Origin of the sequence: Mesorhizobium humile (assembly GCF_033977215.1) — a bacterium.
Taxonomy (GTDB): Bacteria; Pseudomonadota; Alphaproteobacteria; order Rhizobiales; family Rhizobiaceae; genus Mesorhizobium; species Mesorhizobium humile.
Genome location: NZ_JAVIIV010000009.1, coordinates 197,892 through 218,413, shown reverse-complemented (window position 1 = coordinate 218,413; position 20,522 = coordinate 197,892). Strand labels below are relative to the sequence as shown.

Here is a 20,522-nt window from a genome sequence, read left to right as displayed (position 1 = left end):
CCATGTGGTATATCTGGGACCTCTCGATACTGCTCAGCACGCTTTCCCTGGTGATCATGCTGTTGCTGATCGCGCGGCGCTTGCTGCAGGAGCGCCGGGGCAGGGCGACGGCCGAGCAGCGGCGCCAGGTTCTGACCGCGCTGATCGCCTTCACCGAGAACCGCGATCGCGAGGCCCTGAAGACGGTGGTGCTCGCCGTGCCGGCCGGCGTGGCGATCGACGCCGGCTTCGAGTTCATTGCGCTGCTGCGCGGCGAGGAGAGGGACGACGTGCTCGTCGCCTTCAACGAATGCGGCCTGCCGGCCCGCGTCGCCAGGCAGCTGCGCAAAGGCAACATCGCCGAACGCATCCACGCGGCCGAGATGCTGGCCTCGCTGGGTTCGGACGATGCGTCGGCACACCTGCTTGCGGCGCTCACCCAGGACCGCTCGCGCGAAGTCCGGATCGCGGCGGCCATTGCGCTTTGCGATCTCGGCAGCCTGCCGCTGCTCGGCACCGCGCTCGACTTCATCGGCGTGGCGGGGCAGCGCTCGCGGCGGCTGATCGAGCTGTTCAGGCGCTTCCCGCGCTCGCGCTTCAACGAGCTTGCGGTCCACGCATCGCGCATCGACGCCTCGCCCTTCATCAGGGCGGCCGCGATCGACGCGCTGGCCCGCGCCGGCGGCTTCGGCTTTGCCGAGTTCTTCGCCGGCCTCGCCGGCGATGCCTCGCCCGAGGTTGCCGCCGCCGCGCTGCGGGCGCTCGGCCTTACCGGGCACGCCCAGGCGCCGGCCATCCTCAAGCGCGCCATGGAAAATAGCGACTGGGACGTGCGCGCCGCCGCCGCCGAATCCGCGGGCCGGCTCGGCCTGCCCGAGATCGCGGCGCCGCTCTCCACGCTGCTGGACGACGAAGTGTGGACCGTGCGCTATGCCGCCGCCAACGCGCTGCGCTCGTTCGGCCAGCCGGGAGAGCGGCTGCTGCGCGAGATTGCTTCCCACGAGGTCTCGCGCAGCCAGCGCACCGCCTCGCTCATCCTTGCCGAGGGACCGGCCCTATGATCGCCGACTGGAGCCACGAGGTCGTTCTCGCCGCCACCATCCTGTCCTGGTTCATCATCGGGGCAGGGCTGGCGCAGACGACGATCTACCTGCTGCAGCTCGTCGTCGCCGGCTACGCGCTGTCCGAGCGCCCGCCGGTGGCGCGCTCGGCGCTGCTGTGGCAGCGCTATGGCGACGTCGCGCCGCCGATCGCGCTGCTGGTGCCCGCCTATAACGAGGCGCTGAACGTGGTCGAGAGCGTGCATTCGATGCTGGCGCTCGAATATCCGAATTTCGAGGTGGTCGTCATCAATGACGGCTCGAAGGACAACACGCTGCAACTGCTGATCGAGGCTTTCAAGCTGGTGAAGTTCCACCGCCCCTATGAGGAGGCGCTGGCGCACCAGCCGATCCGCGGCCTCTATTCCTCGCCGATGACCGAGCGGCTGTTCGTGGTCGACAAGGAGAACGGCGGCAAGGCCGATGCCCAGAACGCCGGCATCAATGTCTGCCGCGCGCCGCTCTTCTGCGTCATCGACGGCGATTCCATCCTCGAGCCCGACGCGCTGATGCGCGCCGCCCAGCCCTTCATCGACGACCCCGAGCGCACCATCGCCGTCGGCGGCACGATCCGCATCGCCAACGGTTCGCGGATCGAGGCGGGCAGGGTGCGCGAGATCCATTTGCCGCGCCGCCTGCTGCCCTTGTTCCAGGTGGTCGAATATCTGCGCGCCTTCCTGATGGCGAGGCTCGCCTGGAGCAGCATCAACACGCTGATGCTGGTGTCCGGCGCCTTCGGCATGTTCCGACGCGCCGAAGCGGTTGCGGTGGGCGGCTTCACCAAGGGCTCGATGGGCGAGGACCTCGACATCGTCATCAAGCTGCACCGCCATATGCGCGATACGAAGCGCAAATACCGCATCCAGTTCATTCCCGAGCCGGTGTGCTGGACCGAGGCGCCCGAAACGCTGAGCGTGCTCGCCCGCCAGCGCTCGCGCTGGCAGCGCGGCGCGCTCGAATGCTTCTTCCGCTACCGCTCGATGCTGTTCAACCCGCGCTATGGCCGCGTCGGCTTCCTCGGCTTCGGCCATATCCTGGTCGTCGACGTGCTGGGACCGGTGGCCGAGGTGCTGGGCTATATCCTGATCCCGGCCTTCTGGCTGCTCGGCATCCTGTCGGCCGAGTATCTGCTCGCCTTCACCGCGCTCATCTTCACCTATGGCGTCTGCGTCAGCGTCTGCTCGCTGATCCTCGAGGAGGCCGAGCTGCAGCGCTTCCCCCGCGCCAGGGACCTCGCCGTGCTGACGGCTGCCGCCGTGATCGAGAATTTCGGCTACCGCCAGCTCAACAATTTCTGGCGCGTGAAGGGCTGGTGGCAATTCCTGCGCGGCAACCAGGGCTGGGGCGAGATGACCAGGACCGGCCTGGGCGGCGCCAAGAAATAGGCGCGGCCGGCGGGGGCAGGCCCGCGCCATTCACCCGAGCGTCCGCTCAATCTCCGCGATCAAGGCATCGAGCGCCGCCCGCACGCTCGCGCCATCCGCCTGTTCGACGAGCAGCGTCTCCAACGCCGAAGCCCGCGCGCTGATCTCCGCAAAGCCGAATGTGCCGGCAGCACCCGCGAGCGAATGGGCGAGCCGGACCAGCGGATCGTTGCCGGGCAGGGGAGCAGCCTGACGCGCGATGGCCTTCAGTTCGGTCAGCTGATCGGCGCAGCGGGCGAGGAAGCGTTGGCGAAGCGGGGCGAAGGGATCGGTGGGGATGGGTGGTGCTCCTGGGTGGGTCCGCAGGGCATTGAAGCAGAAAGCGGGGTGGGGTGGAATGGTTGGTCAAAGATTGCCGATCGCGGCCGGGTCCGGAGACAAACCGCGATTCTTGACCTAAACGCCCCCCGCATTCGCCTTTTTCCGATAGGCGTCCCAATTGGCGCGCCTCGGCACTACGCGCTCCTTTAACTTGATTTTGGACGGAGCTTAGCATATCGTTCACGATATGTTCTGATGTGCAACCATCAGTTGAGAGGCGTCGTTTCGTTAACTTATGGCGGCTACAATGCGTCAGCTCAGAAGTTGATGGAACGCTGTGGATCAAGCAAGAACTATACATTTTGTTCGATACAGGCTCGTAGGACAACGGTAGTCTAAAAAGGTAGCGACTACGGGTCGCGTCGAAGGGAGACTATGACCACTGCTCGCCACATCGTTGCACTGCTGCGAAGCCATGTCGACGGAGATGAAGAACGCTTTCTCTCCGTGGCGACGCAGCTTGCCGCGCACGAGGCACGTCAGGGGCATGGAAAGCTCGCGCAGGAACTTCGCGAACTGATCGACGCTGCAAAGGGCAAGGGCGCGACGGTCGCGCGCCGTGGCGCTGGCCCGGTTCCCCTCGCGCAGCCGAAGGGCGAACTCAGCAGCCTGCTCGCGGCCCGCTATTCGGACATCCGCCTCATCAGCATGGTGCTTGCATCTGATCTGCACGAGCGGCTTGCGCGCGTCATAACGGAGCATCGCCAGCAAGAGCGCCTACGGGCGCGAGGCCTCGCGCCGCGGCGAAAGCTTCTCCTTGTCGGTCCCCCCGGATCGGGAAAGACCATGACGGCGGCCGCTCTTGCGGGTGAGCTGAAGCTGCCGTTGTTCACCGTGCTCTATGACGGGCTCATTGGTAAACTTATGGGCGAGACCGCGACGCGGCTCCGGCTCGTCTTCGAGGCAATCGCCGTGCAGCGCGGTGTCTACTTCTTCGATGAGTTCGATGCGATAGGCTCGCAGCGGTCTGGGCCGAACGACGTCGGTGAGATCCGCCGCGTTCTCAACTCCTTTCTCCAATTCTTGGAGAATGATGATGGACCGAGCCTGATCGTCGCTGCCACGAACCATCCCGAATTGCTAGACAGGGCGGTGTTCCGTCGGTTCGACGACGTGATCACCTATGGCCTGCCGAGCCCACAGATCGCGCGTGGAATCCTCGAATCTCATTTGACCGGTTTCGATCTGAAGGATGTGGACTGGCGGCAGATTCTGGAGGCGACGTCTGGGTTGAGCCAAGCTGAGGTGTCGCGTGCTGCCGACGAGGCGGCGAAGGTGGCGGTGCTCTCGGAAACGGATGGGATCAGGACGTCGACGCTGCTCTCGACATTGGCGGAGCGCAGAGCCGCCACGAATTGAGGAAGTCGCAGCGAGATGGCCCGAGCCCCACGTAATCGGCCACATTTCCATGTCGAGGGTGGCGGACAGGCGGAACCCTATACGTCGCCGCGATTGGTCATCACCGGGTTGCCGCCCGCTCGCGTAAGGGCGGCGCACGCTCAGAAGCTGGAGCGTGCGGTCGGGGCCGCCGTTGCCGAAGCTCGCCGCAAGCTGGCGGCACGCGATGATGCGGTCGCCGAAGGCGAGAAGGGTTTCTACCTTGAATTCGAAATTCCGGCAGCGGAGCGAGCAGCCGTCGAGGGGCTCGAGAACCGTCCTGCCGCAATTGAGCTGGTCGCGGTCCGTCCGGTGGACATCGGCGACGAGACGGTCACCGCGACGGTCTTCGTGCCAGAGCGTTCCGCCGAGTTTTTCTCGCGGAAGATTACGGCCTATCGGGATGAGAATACGAAGACCGGCAGGCCCAAGAACGAAGCCCTCGTGGCTCGCATCGAGGATATCCGGCTCGCCGTCGTCCGCTCGCTCTTCACCGACGACCTAGCTCTCTTTCCGCGAGCAGGGCAACCCGCTTGGTGGGAGGTGTGGATCCGCGACGGTCGGATTGAGGCCTTTCGGCATGTGGCTCAGCGACTGAATGTTGCGCTGAAGGATCACGCGATCAGCTTCCCGGAACGCGACGTCGTTCTGGCGCTGGCGACCGAAGAGGTGATGGCGCGCCTGGTCGAGAACACGGATGCCATTGCCGAGCTCCGCTTGGCGAAAGACACGCCGACGCTGTTTCTCGAAATGCGGCCGGTCGAGCAGGCGGATTGGGCCGGGGACCTTGTCGATCGCGTGGACGGCCCCGGTGCGCTGGCGCCGGCTGTCTGCATTCTCGACAGTGGCGCGAATCGCGCGCATCCGCTGATCGAGCCGGGCCTGGAGGCTGCCGATCAGCACGCCTATGACGATAGCTGGGGCGTTGGCGACAGCGCTTTCTGGAATGGGCACGGCACATCGATGGCCGGTGTCGCCCTCTACGGTGACCTGGAGGCGGCGCTCAGCCACGGTGACGATGTCGAACTTCGTCATCGGCTGGAGACCGTGAAGATCTTGCCGCCCGTCGGTCAGAACGATCCAGAGCTCTATGGCGCGATCACCGAGCTCGGCGTCGGGAAAGCCGAGGCATATGCGCCTCGGCGCCGTCGCGTCTTTTGCCTCGCCGTGACCAGTGAGGTCGGCCTCGGGCGTGGTAGGCCATCCTCGTGGTCGGCGGCGATCGACCAGCTTTGTTATGGTGGCGGCGATCGCAGGCGGCTGATGGTTTTGGCTGCGGGAAATCTGCGCGGCGACATCGAGGTTGACGCCTATCTTGACCGAAACGACCTCGAAGAGGTCGAGAGCCCGGCGCAGGCGTGGAACCCGCTGGTCGTCGGGGCCTATACCGACAAAATCGCAATTGCGCATCCGGACTATGCAGGATGGGAGCCTGTCGCCCCGGCCGGGGATTTGTCACCCGCAAGCCGCACGTCCGGGATTTGGGAGAGACAGTGGCCGATTCGTCCCGACGTCGTGTTCGAGGGGGGCAATTTTGCGCACGATGGGGCCAATCCGGCCTCTGCGATCGATGACCTGCAATTGATCACGACGCATTACCGCCCGCACATGCGTCTCTTTGAAACCTTCGGCGATACCAGCGCTGCCGCAGCGCTCGGCTCCAACCTTGCGGCCGGTGTTCTGGCGGCTCGGCCGGAGCTTTGGCCAGAGACCGTGCGCGGACTGCTCGTCCATTCCGCTGAGTGGACGCCGGCAATGCGCGCGCGCTTCGACGCAGCCGGCACCCAGGTGCAGAAGATGGCGATGCTTCGCCGGTACGGCTGGGGTGTGCCCGACCTGAACCGGGCGGTGTGGAGCGCCACGGATGACGCTACGCTGATGGTCGAGGACGTGCTGCTGCCGTTTCGGCGTGACGGATCCGCGATCAAGACGCGGAACATGAATCTGCACCAGCTGCCTTGGCCGCGCGATGAGTTGCTGGCGCTCGGCGATCAGGATGTCGAATTGAGGATGACGCTGTCCTATTTCGTCGAACCCAATCCCGGCGAGCGGGGTTGGACACGCCGTCACCGCTACGCCTCTCACTCCCTGCGATTTGCCGTCAAACGCTCGCTGGAGAGCCTCCAGCAGTTCCGGCAGCGCATCAACAGGGCGGCAGAGGCGGAAGAGGAGGGGCAGATCGGCGTCGCGGCAGGCGGGGACGATTGGGTTCTCGGCCCCATCCGCGATCGCGGCTCAATCCACTCGGACATTTGGCGGGGGAGCGCTGCCGCACTGGCGGATCGCGATGCCATCGGTGTTTTCCCTGTGAGCGGGTGGTGGAAAGAGAAGCCGGGCCTGCAGCGATGGGACCGACCGGCTCGCTACGCGCTCCTTGTGTCGGTCCGTGCGCCCGGCGCGAACATCGACATTTACACACCGATCGCCAATCAGCTTGTGATCCCGATACCGGCGGCATAGCGATGCGTTCACTGACCGATTTTCTGGCCGATCTGCCTGGCGTGATGCCGAGAAATGCGCGGAAGCTCATTCTCGATGGGAGCCTCCTTTCGCAGGCAGAGCGCGCCGACATTCACTCACGCGATCGCAGCTTCCTCGACCTCGTCCTCGAGGTTGGTCCAGATGCGGCAGCGGCGATCCTGGCGACCTATAGGGAAGGTCGATTATGAAGCGCGGCGAAACGCCGACCAACGCACCGGACGCCGAGGCCTACGTGGCGACAGGTGGCGTCCTTCGGCAGCAGATCGCCGAGCGCCGCCGCAGAGAGCAAGCAATAAAGGATCCGTCGCTGATCACTGAGGCCGACCTTGCTGATCATCGGCTTATCGACCGTGTGTTCATCGAGAATATGGGTCGCGGTTCCGGCTCGATGGTGTTGGCGGGCATCACGGTTCAGAAGCAGGTGATCGGCTACAAGAGCAATAGCGGCAAGAGCACCGGCTGGTACGTCCGTTTCGATTGGACAGGTTCGGATGGTAGGCCTCGCAACTCGGAGGTCAGCCCACCGGAGACCGACAATCGCCGAAACGATGCCAATCGAAACTGGGGACTTTACGAGTAGTAATAAGGACGGCACCGTTTGCATTCGTACCCATACGTAGGGATCCGGTAGACCGTCGCGCGCGGACGTTTCACCCCCTTGCCAACCTCCCCACCTTCCCCTACTCTCCCACCTGAGAAAACCTTTTCCCAACCCGCCCCGCGTCCGCTGACCTCACCCGTCATCACCGCGCAGGGCGGAAAGAGAAAACCTTTTCCCAGCTAAGGAATCCGCCGCGCCCATGTCCGCCGACGCCGAGCCAGCGCCAGTTTCCGCCAAGCCGCCGGTCACGCTGCGCGAGGTCGCGGCCGCGGCCGGCGTTAGCGTCGCGACGGCCTCGAAGGCGCTGAACGGGCAAGGGCGGATGACGGCGGAGACGCGCGAGCGTATCCGCGAGACGGCGCGGCTGCTCGGCTTCCGGCCGAACAGCCTGGCGCAGAGCCTTTTGCGCAAACGCTCCTTCACCGTCGGGCTGCTCACCAACGATACCTATGGCCGTTTCTCGCTGCCGCTGATGGCCGGCGTTTCGGATGCGCTGGTCGACAAGGGCGTGTCGGTGTTCCTGTGCAATGTCGAGGACGACCCAAGGCTCGGCCAGCTGCATGTCGAGGCCATGCTCGACAAGCGCGTCGACGGCATCGTAGCCACCGGAAAGCGCATCGACCGCCATCTGCCGGTCGATCTCTCCAATCTGCGCATTCCGGTCGTCTACGCCTTCACCCAGCCCGATCCCGGCGCGGTCGGCCTCGTCTCCGACGATGCCGGCGGCGCGCGGCTGGCGGTCGAGCAGTTTTTGCGGCTTGGGCGCCGTCGCATCGCCCATGTCACCGGGCCGGAGAGTTTTGCCGTGGTGCACACGCGGGCCGAGGCCTGGCGCGATGTCCTGAAGGAGAACGGCTTGCCCACAGCCGAGCCGCTGCTGGGCGCCTGGTCGGAAGCCTGGGGGCATGATGCAGTCGAAAAACTGTTCGGCAAGGCGGGCAGGGAAGGGTGGCCGGACGCCGTCTTCTGCGGCAACGACCAGATTGCCCGCGGCGTCATCGATGCGCTGCGCGAGCGCGGCATCCGCGTGCCCGAGGATGTCGGCGTCATCGGCTTCGACAATTGGGAGATCGTGGCCGAGGCGACGCGCCCGCCGCTCACCTCCGTCGACATGAATTTGGCGAGTCTCGGCCGCGAGGCCGGGCTTGCCCTGCTTTCGCTCGTCGAGGGCCAGCCGGCCGCGCCGGGCATCAGGAAACTGCCGTGCCGGCTGGTGGTGCGTCAGTCAGGATGAAGCAACAAGGCCACGCGTCCGCCGGGCGGCGTGGCCAAAACAGGGAGGAGAACCATGAGGAGGAGTAACGTGAAGACCATGTTTGCCAAGCTGGCCTTGGCCGCTGCCGTCATCGGCGGCGGCCTGCAGGCGGCGTCCGCCGAGACCGCCAACATCTGGGTGCGCGCCGACGGCTCGAACTTCATGCCGCGCATCGTCGACGCCTTCAACAAGGCGAACAAGGACCAGGTCAAGCTCGACATCATTCCCAATGCCGAGATCATCCCGAAATATGGCGCGGCCGCCGCCGGCGGCACCGCGCCCGACGCGCTCTCGCTCGACCTGATCTACACGCCGTCCTTCGCCGCCGCCGGCCAGCTGGAGGACATCACCGACTGGGCGAAATCCTTGCCCTATTTCGCCAGCCTGTCGCCGGCGCATGTGAAGACCGGCACCTACAAGGACCGCATCTACGGCCTGCCGTTCTCGGCCGACGCCTCGGTGCTGATCTGGAACAAGAAGCTGTTCAAGCAGGCGGGGCTGGACCCCGAGAAGGGACCGGCCAACTGGTCCGACATCGAGGCCGACGCCGAAAAGGTCAACGCGCTCGGCGGCGACATCAAGGGCTTCTACTTCTCCGGCAATTGCGGCGGCTGCAACATCTTCACCTTCACGCCGCTGATCTGGGCCTCGGGCGGCGACATCCTGTCCGAGGACGGCTCGAAGGCGACGCTCGACAGCCCGCAGCTGCGCGGCGCGATCGACCTCTACCGCTCGATGGTCAAGAAGGGGCTGGTGCCAGAGGGCGCGCAGACCGACACCGGCGCCAATTTCTTCGCCGCCTTCGCGGGCGGCAAGATCGGCATCTCGCCCTCCGGCGCCTTCGCCATCGGCGCGCTCAACACGCAGTATCCGGACGTCGACTACGGCATCACCTTCCTGCCGGGCAAGGATGGCGGCTGGTCGTCCTTCGCCGGCGGCGACAATTTCGTCGTCACCAAGGGCACCAAGAAGATCGCCGTGGTGAAGGAGTTTTTGGACTTCGCCTATTCGCTGGAGGGCCAGACCATCCTCGCCAAATATGGCAGCCTGCCGGTGCGCAACGACATCGCCAAAGACGCGCTGAAGGATCTCGATCCGCGCTACCAGGTGGCGGCGGAGGCGATGGCCAAGGGCAGGACGCCCTATTCGGTGGTGTTCAACGACCTGATCAACTCCGCCAACGGCCCGTGGACGCAGATGATCAACGAAGTGTTCTTCGGCGACGACGTCGACGGCGCCATCAAGAACGCGCAGGACACCATGCAGTCGATCATCGACCAGGCGCCGAACAAGTAGACACCAGGGCCTATAGGCGGCGAGGATCGCGCAACGCCTCGCCGCTCAGGCTCTGACCGGCCGCCCGCCCCGTCTCCCTGGCCGGGCGGCCGGATGTTGCATTCGCTGAATGGCAGGGACTGACGCGTTGAGACAGCACACTCTCACTAGCATCGCCAATTTGAGGCGCCGGCGGGCTGGCTCCCCCTTCTCCCCTTGTGGGAGAAGGTGGCCGAGCGAAGCTCGGTCGGATGAGGGGTGCTCCAGCGGAGTGAGACGCCGGCATCCCCTGGAACACCCCTCATCCGTCTCGGCGCTGCGCGCCGATCCACCTTCTCCCACAAGGGGAGAAGGGGAGGCGCAGCCATGACCGCCATCACCGCCACCTCCGCGCCCGCCCGCTCTCGCACCCGCACCGGCCTGCGGCAATGGGTCGGTCTGCTCTATGTCCTGCCGGCCGTCGCGCTGGTCACGGTCTTCTTCGTCATCCCGCTCGGCATGACGGCCTGGATGTCGCTCAACAACTGGCCGCTGATGGGCGAGCATTCCTTCATCGGCCTCGACAATTATGTCGCCATCCTGCGCGACACGCGCTTCTGGAACGCGCTGAAATTCACCTTCTACTACACGGTGATCGTCACCATCGCGATCTTCGCCGTCGCCTTTCCGCTGGCGATCTTCATCGAGCGGCCGCGGCCGCTCACCAACCTCTACCGCACCGCCTTCTTCATGCCGGCGGTGGTCGGTTTCGCCTCGGCGAGCCTGCTCTGGTCGTGGCTGCTCAACGTCGATTCAGGCCTGTTCAGCCCCGCCGCCTACGACCTCGGCCTGATCGCGAAGAAGGTCAATCTTCTCGCCACCTTCCAGCCGGCCTTCTGGTCGATCATCGCCATGGTGGTCTGGAAGGTCGCCGGCTTCACCATGATCATCCTGATGACCGGCCTGCAGTCGATCCCGCAGGATCTGCAGGAGGCCGCCGTCATCGATGGCGCCGGCCCGTTCGCGAGGTTCCGGGCGATCACCTTGCCACTGATGCGCCGCACGCTGGCGCTGGCGCTTATCCTGTCGGTGGCGGGCTCGATCCTCGCCTTCGACCAGTTCTACATCATCCTGCGCGGCGGTCCGCGCAACCAGACGCTGACGGCGGTCTACTGGATCTTCAACCAGTCCTTCGTGTCGTTCAAGCTGGGCTATGGCGCCGCACTTTCCATGGTGCTGCTGGTCATCCTGGTGGCGCTCAGCCTCATCCAGCTCTGGCTGCTGCGCAAGCCCGAGGGGCTCGACTGATGGCCGAGGCGATGTCGCAGAACCGCAAAGTCGGCTTCAGCCTGGCCAGGCATTCCACCGGCATCATCGCCTCGGTGCTGTTCCTGGCGCCGATCGTCTGGACCGTGCTGTCGACCTTCAAGCCGGCGCAGGAAGCGCGCCAGCCGCCGCTGCCGCCCTGGCCGACCACCGGCTTCTCGATCGAGAACTACGAGACGCTGAACTCCTTCGGCGACGGGCTCTGGGTCTCGGCGCAGAACAGCATCTACGTGTCGGTGATGACGGTGCTGCTCTCGGTGCTGGTCAGCGTGCTTGCCGGCTACGGCTTCTCGCGCTTCCGTTTCCCGTTCCGGGATTTCTTCTTCGTCCTCATCCTGTCGACGATCATGATCCCGTTCCAGTCGATCCTGACGCCGATCTTCCTGGTGCTGACGAAGCTTGGCCTGCACAACACGCTGACCGGGCTGGTCTGCGTCTACGTCACGCTGCAGCTGCCCTTCTCGATCTTCATGATGCGCAATGCCTTCGACGCCGTGCCGCGCGAGATCGAGGAAGCCGCGCGCATGGACGGCGCCAACAACGTCACCATGCTCATCAAGGTGATGCTGCCGCTGGTCTGGCCGGGCGTCGTCACCATCGCGCTCTTCGCCTTCCTCGGCGCCTGGAACGAGTTCCTGGCCGCACTCGTGCTGATGACCGACCAGTCAAAGTTCACCCTGCCGGTGATGATGACGGCGCTTCAGTCCGGCCGCTTCGGCGCTATCGACTGGGGCGCTGTGCAGGCCGGCGTCACGGTGATGATGGTGCCCTGCCTGATCCTGTTCCTGGCGCTGCAGCGCTTCTACATCCGCGGCCTCATGGCCGGGGCCGTCAAGTAATTCGAATGGAGTGAAACCATGACCGCATCGCAAGCCGCCACGCAGACCGGCGCATCCGCCAGGCCGAAGCTCGCCTTCCGGCCGTTGCCCGTGCCGCAGGTCGATGTCCGCGGTTTCTGGGGCGACCGTGTCGATGCTGTCGCCGCCAGGACCGCCGGCATCCTCTACGACCGCTGCGTCGAGGCGCGCATGCTGGAGCAGATCGATCCGGACCTGCCGTCGCCCGGCGTGGTCATCCCGTTCCATGTCAGCGACGGTTTCACCTCGCGCACCGTGACGACGCAGATGTTCTGGGATTCCGACTGGGGCAAGACGATCGAGACCGCCGCCTATTCGCTCTACCGGCGCCGCAATGCCGATCTCGAAAAGAAGATCGACGCCGTCATCGACATGTATGGCAAGCTGCAGCAGGAGGACGGCTATCTGTCCAGCTGGTACCAGCGCATCCAGCCCGGCCTGCGCTGGACCAATCTGCGCGATTGCCACGAGCTCTATTGCGCCGGCCATCTGATCGAGGGCGCTGTCGCTTACTTTCAGGCGACCGGCAAGCGCAAGCTGCTCGACATCATGAGCCGCTACGCCGACCACATCGCCGACACGTTCGGTCCCGAGCCCGGCAAGCGGAAGGGCTATTGCGGCCATGAGGAGATCGAGCTGGCGCTGGTCAGGCTGGCGCGCGCCACCGGCAACGACAAATATATGAAGCTGGCTAAGTATTTCATCGACCAGCGCGGCCAGCAGCCGCATTACTTCGACGAGGAGGCGCTGGCGCGCGGCGCCGACCCCAAGGATTTCCACTTCAAGACCTACGAATACAACCAGTCGCACAGGCCGGTGCGCGAGCAGGACAAGGTCGTCGGCCATGCGGTCAGGGCGATGTATCTCTATTCCGGCATGGCCGACATCGCGACCGAATATGGCGACGACACGCTGAAGGTTGCGCTGGAGCGGCTGTGGGACGACCTCACGACGAAGAGCCTCTACGTCACCGGCGGTCTCGGCCCGTCCGCCGACAATGAGGGCTTCACCAATGACTACGACCTGCCCAACGAGACCGCCTATGCCGAGACCTGCGCCTCGGTCGGCCTGGTGTTCTGGGCAAGCCGCATGCTCGGCATGGGGCCGAACGCCCGCTACGCCGACATGATGGAGCGGGCCTTGTACAACGGCTCGATCTCCGGCCTGTCGCTCGACGGCTCGCTGTTCTTCTACGAGAACCCGCTGGAGAGCCGCGGCGGCCACCATCGCTGGAAGTGGCACCGTTGCCCGTGCTGCCCGCCCAATATCGGCCGCATGGTCGCCTCCATCGGCAGCTATTTCTACGGCCTCGCCGACGATGCGCTTGCCGTGCACCTTTATGGCGACTCGACCGCGCGCTTCGAGATCGCCGGCCGGCAGGTTACCCTGGTCCAGGCCAGCAACTATCCCTGGGACGGCGCGGTCGCGATCGAGGTCGGGCCGGAGGCGCCGGTCGCGTTCACGCTTCATTTGCGCATACCCGCCTGGTGCCGCAAGGCGGCGTTGCGCGTCAACGGCAAGCTGGTCGATCTCGAAGCGGCGACGGTCGACGGTTATGCCGCGATCCGCCGCGAATGGCGCCAGGGCGACAAGGTCGAGCTCGACCTCGAAATGTCGATGGCGCGCCTCTTCGCCAACCCCAATGTGCGCCAGGACATCGGCCGCGTGGCGCTGGCGCGCGGCCCGCTGATCTACTGCGTCGAGGAAACCGACAATGGCGGCGGGCTGCATCGCATCGCCCTGCCGCGCGAGGCCAGGCTCGAGGCGCACAAGGATCCGAACCTGCTCGGCGGCATCGTCACGCTTTCGGCCATCGGCAGCAGGGCGCAGACGGAAAACTGGGGCGCCGATCTCTATCGCCCGAAACCGCCGGCGACGACGGAGACGAAGCTCAAGGCCGTTCCCTATTTCGCCTGGGACAACCGCGATTCCGGCGAGATGCTGGTCTGGCTAAGGGAAGGATAGGCGTTTGTCGCGGAGAGTAAACTTGAGACGCTGGCGGGACAGCGCCTCGTCTGTCCTGCCGGACACTAAAAGAAACGCTACTTTGCCAGCTTATCCTTATTCTTTCGCCTCCCTGATCTCGGAGCGCCAGCCTTTTGTTCCTCCTCCAGCGCCGCCTTCACCAGCGCGTTGGCCGTCCACACCGATAGGTCCTCGCCCTCGGCCACGCTGAGGCCGCAGATGTCGCGCTGGACGATGAGCGCCTCCCAGCCGATCACCATGGCCAGCGCGTGGACGAGCCGGTTCCAGCCGTTCGGTTTCAGCCGGTCCCGCAATGGCGACAACGCCTGTTCGATCCATTCGATCCGCCGGTAGCCGCGGCGCGGCACGCCTTGCTCGGACGGCGCGCCGTCTACGGTCAGGCGGATCAGCGAGCGCCCGAGGCGCTCGACCTCGGGACTGACGTGGTGCAGCGCGCGGACCAGATGCTCCACGCGCGCTTCGCCGTCGTCGCTCGCCTCATCGATGGCGCGGTCGACCGAAGCTTGGCTTAGCGCGCCGATGGTCGCGTCGAGCAGCAACTGATCGAAGCTTGGAAAGTAGAGATAGACCGTCCGCCGCGACACCTCGGCCGCCACGGCCACGTCGTTGACGGTCGGCGTCTTGCCATTGGCGAGCAGCGCGATCGCCGCGTCGACGATGGCCTTGCGGGTGCGCCGCTTCTGCGCGGTGCGGAGACGTGGATTGACATTCATGAGCGCAAAGTATACCGGAGTGCACTAATTGCACAAGTGTGCAATATAGGCTCAAAACGTTGATAGGGGGTTTCCATGACAGTCTCCAGCAATGCCGCCAATGCGGCCTGCTTTCTCGCGCCGGGCGAGGGCGAGGCCATCTGGTTCTTGCGCAACAGAATGACAGTGAAGGCGACCGCGGAGACGACGCGCGGCGGATTCGCACTTCTTGAAACCTTGCTCGCCCCCGGTTTTTCACCGCCACTTCACATCCACCATCGCGAGGACGAATCCTTCTACGTGCTCGACGGCGAGATGACGATGAAATGCGGCGACCGGATTTTCCGCGCCGGCGCTGGCTCGTTTGTATTCCTGCCGCGAGACGTTCCGCACACTTTCGTCGTCGAGGGAGGCAAGCCGGCCCGGATGCTGACGCTGTTGACGCCGGGAGGCGGCGAAGGCTTTTTCATCGACGGCGGCCGGCCGGCAGAGGCGGAAGGTCTTCCGCCGGCGACACCACCCGATATCGAGGCTTTGAAGCGCGTCAGCGCCCTCTATGGCGCGGAAATCGTCGGGCCGCCAATGGCGCCGACGGTCAGCGCCTAGCTTACGCTAAAGATGCACGAAGGCCGTCAGCGGCAGGTGGTCGGAGGCGACGCGCGACAGTGGCGTGTCATGCGCCTCCACTGCTGAAACCAGATCGTGCCGGTTGCCCAGGATGCGGTCGAGCGCCAGCACCGGCAGGCCGGATGGGAAAGTCGGCACCGCCGGCGGCGTCGGCCCGAACGTCGTGTGCAGCGTGTTCAGCGCCGAGCGGTTGCCGAGCCGCCATTCGTTGAGGTCGCCGAGCAAGAGCGTCGGCCTCTCGTCGGCGCTGCTCATGATGTCGAGCACGACGCGGGCCTGTTCCGAGCGCGAGCGGCGCAGGAGTCCGAGATGGGCGGCAATGACGCGCAGGCTGCGTTTTTCGTCGAGATCGATCTCGGCGACCAGCGCGCCGCGCGGCTCCAGCCCGGGCAGCTTGATCTGGTGGACGTCCCGCACCGTTCCGCGCTTGAACAGCAGCACATTGCCGCGCCAGCCATGCCCCTTGCCGTTGCCGATTACCGGCACCGGAACCAGCCCCGTATCGTGTTCCAGGCGGGCAAGATCGAGCAGCCCGGCCTTGTCGCCGAAGCGGTTGTCCGCTTCCTGCAGGGCGATCACGTCGGGGCTCATCTCGCGGATGACGCGCGCCGTCCTTTCAGGGTCGAACTTGCGGTCGGTGCCGATGCATTTGTGGACATTGTAGGAGGCGACGACGATCTCGGCGCCGTTGACGCGCTTGCGCGGCGTCGCCTTCGCCTTGCGCGCATTTCTGCCGCGGATCGACAAGATCACGGTCTCCGGCAGGCTGCGTCCCTTTATGTCGTCTATCTCCATGATCCCGGTGCTCGATTTCCTGTTCTAAAGATAGGGCGATCCCAGCCATAGCAAGCGGTCGAAGACGCGGATTGCGAACGGCCTTGCCTTCAGCGTCTGCAGCGTCACCGGCTGGGCGGTCGAGATGGCCGCCCCGATGCGGGCGTCGATCTCGGCGGCGAAGTTTTCATCCAGCACTTCCATGTCGATCTCGAAATTCAGTCTCAGCGAGCGCGCGTCCAGGTTGGAAGAGCCGACATAGGCCCACACGCCGTCGATCGCCATCAGCTTCGAATGGTCGAATACGCCTTCATGGCGCCAGACCCGGCAATAGTGCTTCAAGACCTGGTCGAACTGCGCCGTCATCGCATGGTCGACGAGGAAAAGGTTGTTCACCGCCGGCACGACGATGTCGATTTCGACACCGCGCCGGCCGGCGGTGGTCAGCGCGCTGATGAATTCCCGGTCCGGCAGGAAATAGGGCGACATGATGCGGATCGATTTGCGGGCGACAGAGAACGCGCCCATCAGCAGCTTGAGATTGGTTTCGTTGGACGCGTCCGGCCCGCTCGCGACCGCGCGCACCAACATTGGCTGCCCGGGCGGCGGCGCGGCGCGCTCGACCTGCCAGGGTCCGTCCTTCAAGGCCTCGTTGCCGGCAAAGCGCCAGTCCTCGGCGGCAACCGAGAACAGGTCCGCCACCACCGGCCCGGTGACCTCGAAATGGGTGTCGCGCGAACTGTCGGAACCGGCGAATTCGGCCGAGAATCCCTTGCGGATGTTCATGCCTCCGGTGAACGCCACCGTGCCGTCGACGATCAGGATCTTCCTGTGGGTCCTGAGATTGGCATAGGGAAGTCTCAGGCCCATGACGATGTTGCCGTTGAACAGATCGACGGTGACGTCGGCTTCCCTGAGTTGCTTCAGGATGCTGGGCACCGAATAGCGCACGCCGACGGCGTCGATCAGCACCCGCACGGTGACGCCGCGCTTGACGGCGTTGCCGAGCGACTGGACGAAAAGCGCGCCCACCGCGTCATTGTCGAAGATATAGGTTTCGAGCAGCACGCTTTTCTGCGCCGCATCGATCGCCCCGCACATCGCCGTATAGGCCTCGTCGCCGGTCTTGAGCACGGCGATGGTGTTTCCCGAGGTGAGGGGGCGCCGCGCCACCCTGTCGCCAAGCGTCTTCAGCCCGGTGAAACGCTGGCCGTATTCGGCGTTGATCAGGGCTTCAAGCGCGACGTCGCGGTCATGCCTGGCGGCGGCGGCCTCGCTGGAGACAGGGCGCATGGCGCTGATCGTCGCGCGGCGGATGCGGTTGATGCCGGCGATGGCGTAGATGATCGCGCCGAGGAACGGCGACAACAGCATCACGCCCACCCAGCCGGTGGCCGCGCGCACGTCTTCCTTGGTCATGATGGCGTGGACGATGCCCACCGCCGCCATCGCCAGCGAGAGGATCAGGATAAGCGTCGACCAGTGACTCGCAATCGCCTCGAACATCGGCCCGACTATTGTGCGAGCCGGCGCGGAAGGCAATGCGGGCGGTCATTCCCGCAATCGTTCGGATGCATGAAATCTGGCGGCGAGGACCGCGGTCATCCGATCGGCCAGTTCCGCGACCGGCCCGGTCTTTTCCCAGGCATAGAGCGAGACCACCATCGGGGGCTGGGCGCCGAACGCCGCATAGGGCTGGACATGACGCCCGGCCACCGCGCTTTTGGGCAGCAACGAAAGGCCGAGCCCGGCCTCCACGCCCACCAGCACGTTGCGCAGGCTGCTGCCGGAGAAGGCGATGTACCAGCGCCGTTGTTCGCGTCCGATCCGCTCGAACATCGCCTCACGATAGAGCCCGCCGGGCGGAAAGACGACCAGCGGGATGGGATCGGCCCAATCGGATTGCCGGTCAGCGCTTTCGAACCACGCCATCGGTTCGGGAAAGCTCGCCCGGCAATCGGGCTCGGCGACCGCCTCCTTGACCACCACGATGTCGAACTCGCCGGCGCGATAGCGCCGGGCGAGGTCGCGGCTCAAGCCGGCGGTGACGTCCAGCCGCGCCGCGCGGTTACCCTTGGCGAAACCGCCGAACACGTCCGCCATCTGCGAATTGACGATATCCTCCGGCACGCCGATCCGCACCGGCGCGGTGCCGGCCGGATCGCCAAGCGCCGTTTCCGCTTCGTGCTGCAAATCGAGGATGCGACGCGCATAGCCAAGCAGGCGTTCGCCCGCGGCCGTCGGCTGGATCGGCCTCGTGTCGCGATCGACCAGGCGTTGGCCGACCGCGTCCTCCAGCCGTGCAAGCTGCTGGCTGATCGTCGATTGCGTCATGTTCAGCCGCTCCGCCGCCTGGGTGAAGCTGCCGGCGTCGGCAATCGCAATGAAGGCTCGCAGAAGGCGCGGATCGAGCATCTTTCCCATTTCGCCGGTACATCGGTGTCGATCATTTAAAATCATAATGTGATCGATGCATACATTTAATTTCTAAATGCCTCTGCGCGGCCCTATCTGGAAGCGCGGACAAGACCATGCGTGGCCACAGCCGGTAGGAGCCAGGAATGCATCGTCTCTTTTTTGTTTTTGCCTTGCTGGTGCTCGCTTGCGTTTCGGCGATCGCGTCAGGAGAAACCATGCGCACAACCCCTTTGCACGCCGCGGCCGCCGCTGACGACGTGGATGCCATCGGCAGGCTTTTGTCGCAAGGCGCCGAGATCGACGCGCGCGACGGCACCGGCGCCACGCCGCTGCTTGTCGCCACGCACGACAACAGGATCACCGCCGCGAGCGCGCTGATCGCTGCCGGAGCGGACGTCAACGCGAAGGACAACATCGAGGACAGCCCGTACCTCTACGCCGGCGCGCGCGGGCATCTCGAAATCCTCAGGCTGGCGCTCGCCCATGGCGCCGATCTCGAGAGCATCAACCGCTATGGCGGCACCGCGCTCATCCCGGCTTCCGAGCGCGGCCATGTCGAGACCGTGCGCACGCTGATAGAGGCCGGCGTCGACGTCGACCATGTCAACAAGCTCGGTTGGACCGCGCTGCTGGAAGCCATCATTCTCGGCGACGGCGGCGAGCGCCACCAGCAGATCGTCGACTTGCTGATCAAGGCCGGAGCCGACGTCAATCTAGCCGACGGCGATGGCGTGACGCCGCTGCGGCATGCCCGCGACCGCGGCTTCAAGGCGATCGAAAAGCTCCTCATGGCCGCCGGCGCAAATTGAGAAAAATGGGTGGCGACGTGAACGGACAGAAAAGTATCGAGGCGGCGTCCAGCCGCTTTCTCATGCTTGCCGTGGTCGCCCTGGTCGGGCTCAACCTCAGGCCGTTCATCACCGGCATCGGTCCGCTGGCGGCGGGCATGCGGGCCGAAACCGGTCTCGGCACGCAGGGCATCGCGCTGCTGACGCTGGTGCCGATGCTGCTGATGGGGATCCTCGCCTTTGCCGGCCCGTCCTTGCAGGCGCTGATTGGCGCCAGCCGGGCGGTCATCGCGGCGCTCGCCATTCTCGCCCTCGCATCCTTCCTGCGCCTCTTCGTATCGACTGGTCTCGGAATGGTGGGCACCGCCGCACTGCTCGGTCTGGGGGCGGCTGTCGTGCAAGCCGTGTTCCCCGGCATCGTCAAGCGGCAATTCCCCCGCCATGTCAGCCTCGTCATGGGGCTTTATTCATCGATGCTGATGGGCGGCGGCGCGCTCGGCGCGCAGCTTGCGCCGCTGGTCGCCACAGCCTCGGGCGACTGGCATTTCGGGCTGGCCTGGATGGCGTTCCCGGCATTGGCCGCGGTCGTGCTCGCCTTGGCCTGCTTGCCGCGTGACGCCGCCCGCCCGCAAGGCAGGAACGCGACGGCGGGCTTCCTCAAGCGGCCGCGCACCTGGCTGCTGATGGCCTGTTTCGGCCTCGTCAATGGCGGCTACTCGACCTCGGTGGCCTGGCTGGCACCCTACTATCAGGAGCAAGGCTGGACGAGCGCTTCAAGCGGCGGCCTGCTGGCGGTCATGGCCGTGGGGCAGGCGCTCTCGGCCCTGCTGCTGCCGGCCCTTGCCGGCAAAAGCGCGGACCGCCGGCCGTGGCTCTGGCTGACCTTGGCCATGCAGGCAGTTGGTTTTGCCGGGTTGATCCTGCAGCCCCAGACCGCGCCCTTCATCCTCGCGCTCCTGCTGGGAGCGGGGCTGGGCGGTTCCTTCTCGCTGACCATGATCGTCGCGCTCGAACATCTGCCGGACCCGGCGGAGGCCGGCGCGCTGTCGGCCATGATGCAAGGCGGCGGCTTCCTCATCGCCGCGATACCGCCCTGGATCGTCGCGGTGCTGCACGACATGGCCGGCGGCTTTCGCGCCGGCTGGCTGCTGCACCTCGCCTGCATCTCGATCGTGATGGTGCTGACCTTCCGTCTCGCGCCACGCAGCTATGCGCCGGCAATGAAGCTGCCGGCACCTGAGCCGGTCGCGGTGTGACGTAGG

19 protein-coding genes are annotated in these 20,522 nt (G+C 65.4%); 14 read left to right on the top strand and 5 right to left on the bottom strand.

Annotation, left to right across the window (positions count from 1 at the left end; translation table 11 throughout):
- Nucleotides 1-2: 2 nt before the first annotated feature.
- Together RFM52_RS16150 and RFM52_RS16145 are read left to right on the top strand one after the other, a co-directional pair.
- Nucleotides 3-1,040 (top strand): HEAT repeat domain-containing protein, encoded by a 1,038-nt coding sequence (locus RFM52_RS16150; RefSeq protein ID WP_320297442.1) that lies wholly within the window; start codon nucleotides 3-5, stop codon nucleotides 1,038-1,040.
- On the top strand, nucleotides 1,037-2,464 hold the full coding sequence (locus tag RFM52_RS16145; protein ID WP_320297441.1) for a glycosyltransferase family 2 protein: 1,428 nt from the start codon (nucleotides 1,037-1,039) through the stop codon (nucleotides 2,462-2,464). The genes RFM52_RS16150 and RFM52_RS16145 overlap by 4 nt, the downstream gene beginning before the upstream one ends.
- Nucleotides 2,465-2,494: 30 nt before the next feature.
- On the opposite strand, the gene RFM52_RS16140 is transcribed toward RFM52_RS16145, so the two are convergent.
- Nucleotides 2,495-2,782 (bottom strand): Hpt domain-containing protein, encoded by a 288-nt coding sequence (locus tag RFM52_RS16140; RefSeq protein WP_320297467.1) that lies wholly within the window; start codon nucleotides 2,780-2,782, stop codon nucleotides 2,495-2,497.
- Nucleotides 2,783-3,199: 417 nt separating this feature from the next.
- Here RFM52_RS16140 and RFM52_RS16135 point away from each other — a divergent pair, with 417 nt between their 5' ends.
- The 9 genes from RFM52_RS16135 to RFM52_RS16095 all read left to right on the top strand — a co-directional run bounded on the left by RFM52_RS16135 (nucleotide 3,200) and on the right by RFM52_RS16095 (nucleotide 13,940).
- A complete protein-coding gene (locus RFM52_RS16135; protein ID WP_320297440.1) occupies nucleotides 3,200-4,183 on the top strand; it encodes an AAA family ATPase in 984 nt (327 codons plus the stop codon).
- A gap of 15 nt (nucleotides 4,184-4,198) precedes the next feature.
- Nucleotides 4,199-6,661: a S8 family peptidase gene (locus RFM52_RS16130; protein ID WP_320297439.1), complete on the top strand. Its 2,463-nt coding sequence runs from the start codon at nucleotides 4,199-4,201 to the stop codon at nucleotides 6,659-6,661.
- A 2-nt stretch (nucleotides 6,662-6,663) separates the two neighbouring features.
- Nucleotides 6,664-6,870, top strand: a complete 207-nt coding sequence (locus tag RFM52_RS16125) for a hypothetical protein (protein ID WP_320297438.1) — start codon at nucleotides 6,664-6,666, stop codon at nucleotides 6,868-6,870.
- Entirely contained in the window at nucleotides 6,867-7,262 is a 396-nt protein-coding gene (locus tag RFM52_RS16120) for a hypothetical protein (RefSeq protein ID WP_320297437.1), read from the top strand. The genes RFM52_RS16125 and RFM52_RS16120 overlap by 4 nt, the downstream gene beginning before the upstream one ends.
- Nucleotides 7,263-7,482: 220 nt before the next feature.
- Complete coding sequence (locus RFM52_RS16115) at nucleotides 7,483-8,517, top strand: LacI family DNA-binding transcriptional regulator (protein WP_320297436.1); 1,035 nt, start codon at nucleotides 7,483-7,485, stop codon at nucleotides 8,515-8,517.
- A 78-nt stretch (nucleotides 8,518-8,595) separates the two neighbouring features.
- Nucleotides 8,596-9,834 carry an ABC transporter substrate-binding protein gene (locus tag RFM52_RS16110; RefSeq protein ID WP_430699282.1) on the top strand — a complete coding sequence of 413 codons (1,239 nt, stop codon included), beginning with the start codon at nucleotides 8,596-8,598 and terminating at the stop codon, nucleotides 9,832-9,834.
- A 345-nt stretch (nucleotides 9,835-10,179) separates the two neighbouring features.
- Nucleotides 10,180-11,100 carry a carbohydrate ABC transporter permease gene (locus RFM52_RS16105; protein ID WP_320297434.1) on the top strand — a complete coding sequence of 307 codons (921 nt, stop codon included), beginning with the start codon at nucleotides 10,180-10,182 and terminating at the stop codon, nucleotides 11,098-11,100.
- Nucleotides 11,100-11,957 carry a carbohydrate ABC transporter permease gene (locus RFM52_RS16100; protein ID WP_320297433.1) on the top strand — a complete coding sequence of 286 codons (858 nt, stop codon included), beginning with the start codon at nucleotides 11,100-11,102 and terminating at the stop codon, nucleotides 11,955-11,957. Before RFM52_RS16105 ends, RFM52_RS16100 begins: the two co-directional genes overlap by 1 nt.
- An 18-nt stretch (nucleotides 11,958-11,975) precedes the next feature.
- Nucleotides 11,976-13,940, top strand: coding sequence for a glycoside hydrolase family 127 protein (locus RFM52_RS16095; protein ID WP_320297432.1), 1,965 nt, complete (start codon nucleotides 11,976-11,978; stop codon nucleotides 13,938-13,940).
- Between the two features lie 77 nt (nucleotides 13,941-14,017).
- On the opposite strand, the gene RFM52_RS16090 is transcribed toward RFM52_RS16095, so the two are convergent.
- Entirely contained in the window at nucleotides 14,018-14,674 is a 657-nt protein-coding gene (locus RFM52_RS16090) for a TetR/AcrR family transcriptional regulator (RefSeq protein WP_320297431.1), read from the bottom strand.
- A 75-nt stretch (nucleotides 14,675-14,749) separates the two neighbouring features.
- Here RFM52_RS16090 and RFM52_RS16085 point away from each other — a divergent pair, with 75 nt between their 5' ends.
- Nucleotides 14,750-15,259, top strand: a complete 510-nt coding sequence (locus tag RFM52_RS16085; RefSeq protein ID WP_320297430.1) for a quercetin 2,3-dioxygenase — start codon at nucleotides 14,750-14,752, stop codon at nucleotides 15,257-15,259.
- Between the two features lie 6 nt (nucleotides 15,260-15,265).
- Here the strand turns inward: RFM52_RS16085 and RFM52_RS16080 are convergent, their stop codons facing one another.
- Genes RFM52_RS16080 through RFM52_RS16070 form a run of 3 tightly spaced genes read right to left on the bottom strand, consistent with a single transcriptional unit; the run spans nucleotide 15,266 to nucleotide 18,469 of the window.
- Nucleotides 15,266-16,075 carry an endonuclease/exonuclease/phosphatase family protein gene (locus RFM52_RS16080; protein WP_320297429.1) on the bottom strand — a complete coding sequence of 270 codons (810 nt, stop codon included), beginning with the start codon at nucleotides 16,073-16,075 and terminating at the stop codon, nucleotides 15,266-15,268.
- Nucleotides 16,076-16,099: 24 nt separating this feature from the next.
- Entirely contained in the window at nucleotides 16,100-17,560 is a 1,461-nt protein-coding gene (locus RFM52_RS16075; RefSeq protein ID WP_320297428.1) for a phospholipase D-like domain-containing protein, read from the bottom strand.
- Nucleotides 17,561-17,605: 45 nt separating this feature from the next.
- Nucleotides 17,606-18,469 carry a LysR family transcriptional regulator gene (locus RFM52_RS16070; RefSeq protein WP_320297427.1) on the bottom strand — a complete coding sequence of 288 codons (864 nt, stop codon included), beginning with the start codon at nucleotides 18,467-18,469 and terminating at the stop codon, nucleotides 17,606-17,608.
- A 146-nt stretch (nucleotides 18,470-18,615) separates the two neighbouring features.
- On the opposite strand from RFM52_RS16070, the gene RFM52_RS16065 reads away from it, so the two are divergent.
- Both RFM52_RS16065 and RFM52_RS16060 read left to right on the top strand, forming a co-directional pair.
- Nucleotides 18,616-19,281 carry an ankyrin repeat domain-containing protein gene (locus RFM52_RS16065; RefSeq protein WP_430699279.1) on the top strand — a complete coding sequence of 222 codons (666 nt, stop codon included), beginning with the start codon at nucleotides 18,616-18,618 and terminating at the stop codon, nucleotides 19,279-19,281.
- Between the two features lie 17 nt (nucleotides 19,282-19,298).
- Entirely contained in the window at nucleotides 19,299-20,516 is a 1,218-nt protein-coding gene (locus tag RFM52_RS16060) for a cyanate transporter (RefSeq protein WP_320297425.1), read from the top strand.
- Nucleotides 20,517-20,522: the final 6 nt, after the last annotated feature.

Bases quoted from the DNA above. Each gene is read 5' to 3' on its own strand.
- RFM52_RS16150 (WP_320297442.1), top strand. From the start codon at position 3: ATGTGGTATATCTGGGACCTCTCGATACTGCTCAGCACGCTTTCCCTG.
- RFM52_RS16145 (WP_320297441.1), top strand. From the start codon at position 1,037: ATGATCGCCGACTGGAGCCACGAGGTCGTTCTCGCCGCCACCATCCTG.
- RFM52_RS16135 (WP_320297440.1), top strand. From the start codon at position 3,200: ATGACCACTGCTCGCCACATCGTTGCACTGCTGCGAAGCCATGTCGAC.
- RFM52_RS16130 (WP_320297439.1), top strand. From the start codon at position 4,199: ATGGCCCGAGCCCCACGTAATCGGCCACATTTCCATGTCGAGGGTGGC.
- RFM52_RS16125 (WP_320297438.1), top strand. From the start codon at position 6,664: ATGCGTTCACTGACCGATTTTCTGGCCGATCTGCCTGGCGTGATGCCG.
- RFM52_RS16120 (WP_320297437.1), top strand. From the start codon at position 6,867: ATGAAGCGCGGCGAAACGCCGACCAACGCACCGGACGCCGAGGCCTAC.
- RFM52_RS16115 (WP_320297436.1), top strand. From the start codon at position 7,483: ATGTCCGCCGACGCCGAGCCAGCGCCAGTTTCCGCCAAGCCGCCGGTC.
- RFM52_RS16110 (WP_430699282.1), top strand. From the start codon at position 8,596: ATGTTTGCCAAGCTGGCCTTGGCCGCTGCCGTCATCGGCGGCGGCCTG.
- RFM52_RS16105 (WP_320297434.1), top strand. From the start codon at position 10,180: ATGACCGCCATCACCGCCACCTCCGCGCCCGCCCGCTCTCGCACCCGC.
- RFM52_RS16100 (WP_320297433.1), top strand. From the start codon at position 11,100: ATGGCCGAGGCGATGTCGCAGAACCGCAAAGTCGGCTTCAGCCTGGCC.
- RFM52_RS16095 (WP_320297432.1), top strand. From the start codon at position 11,976: ATGACCGCATCGCAAGCCGCCACGCAGACCGGCGCATCCGCCAGGCCG.
- RFM52_RS16090 (WP_320297431.1), bottom strand. From the start codon at position 14,674: ATGAATGTCAATCCACGTCTCCGCACCGCGCAGAAGCGGCGCACCCGC.
- RFM52_RS16085 (WP_320297430.1), top strand. From the start codon at position 14,750: ATGACAGTCTCCAGCAATGCCGCCAATGCGGCCTGCTTTCTCGCGCCG.
- RFM52_RS16080 (WP_320297429.1), bottom strand. From the start codon at position 16,075: ATGGAGATAGACGACATAAAGGGACGCAGCCTGCCGGAGACCGTGATC.
- RFM52_RS16075 (WP_320297428.1), bottom strand. From the start codon at position 17,560: ATGTTCGAGGCGATTGCGAGTCACTGGTCGACGCTTATCCTGATCCTC.
- RFM52_RS16070 (WP_320297427.1), bottom strand. From the start codon at position 18,469: ATGCTCGATCCGCGCCTTCTGCGAGCCTTCATTGCGATTGCCGACGCC.
- RFM52_RS16065 (WP_430699279.1), top strand. From the start codon at position 18,616: ATGCATCGTCTCTTTTTTGTTTTTGCCTTGCTGGTGCTCGCTTGCGTT.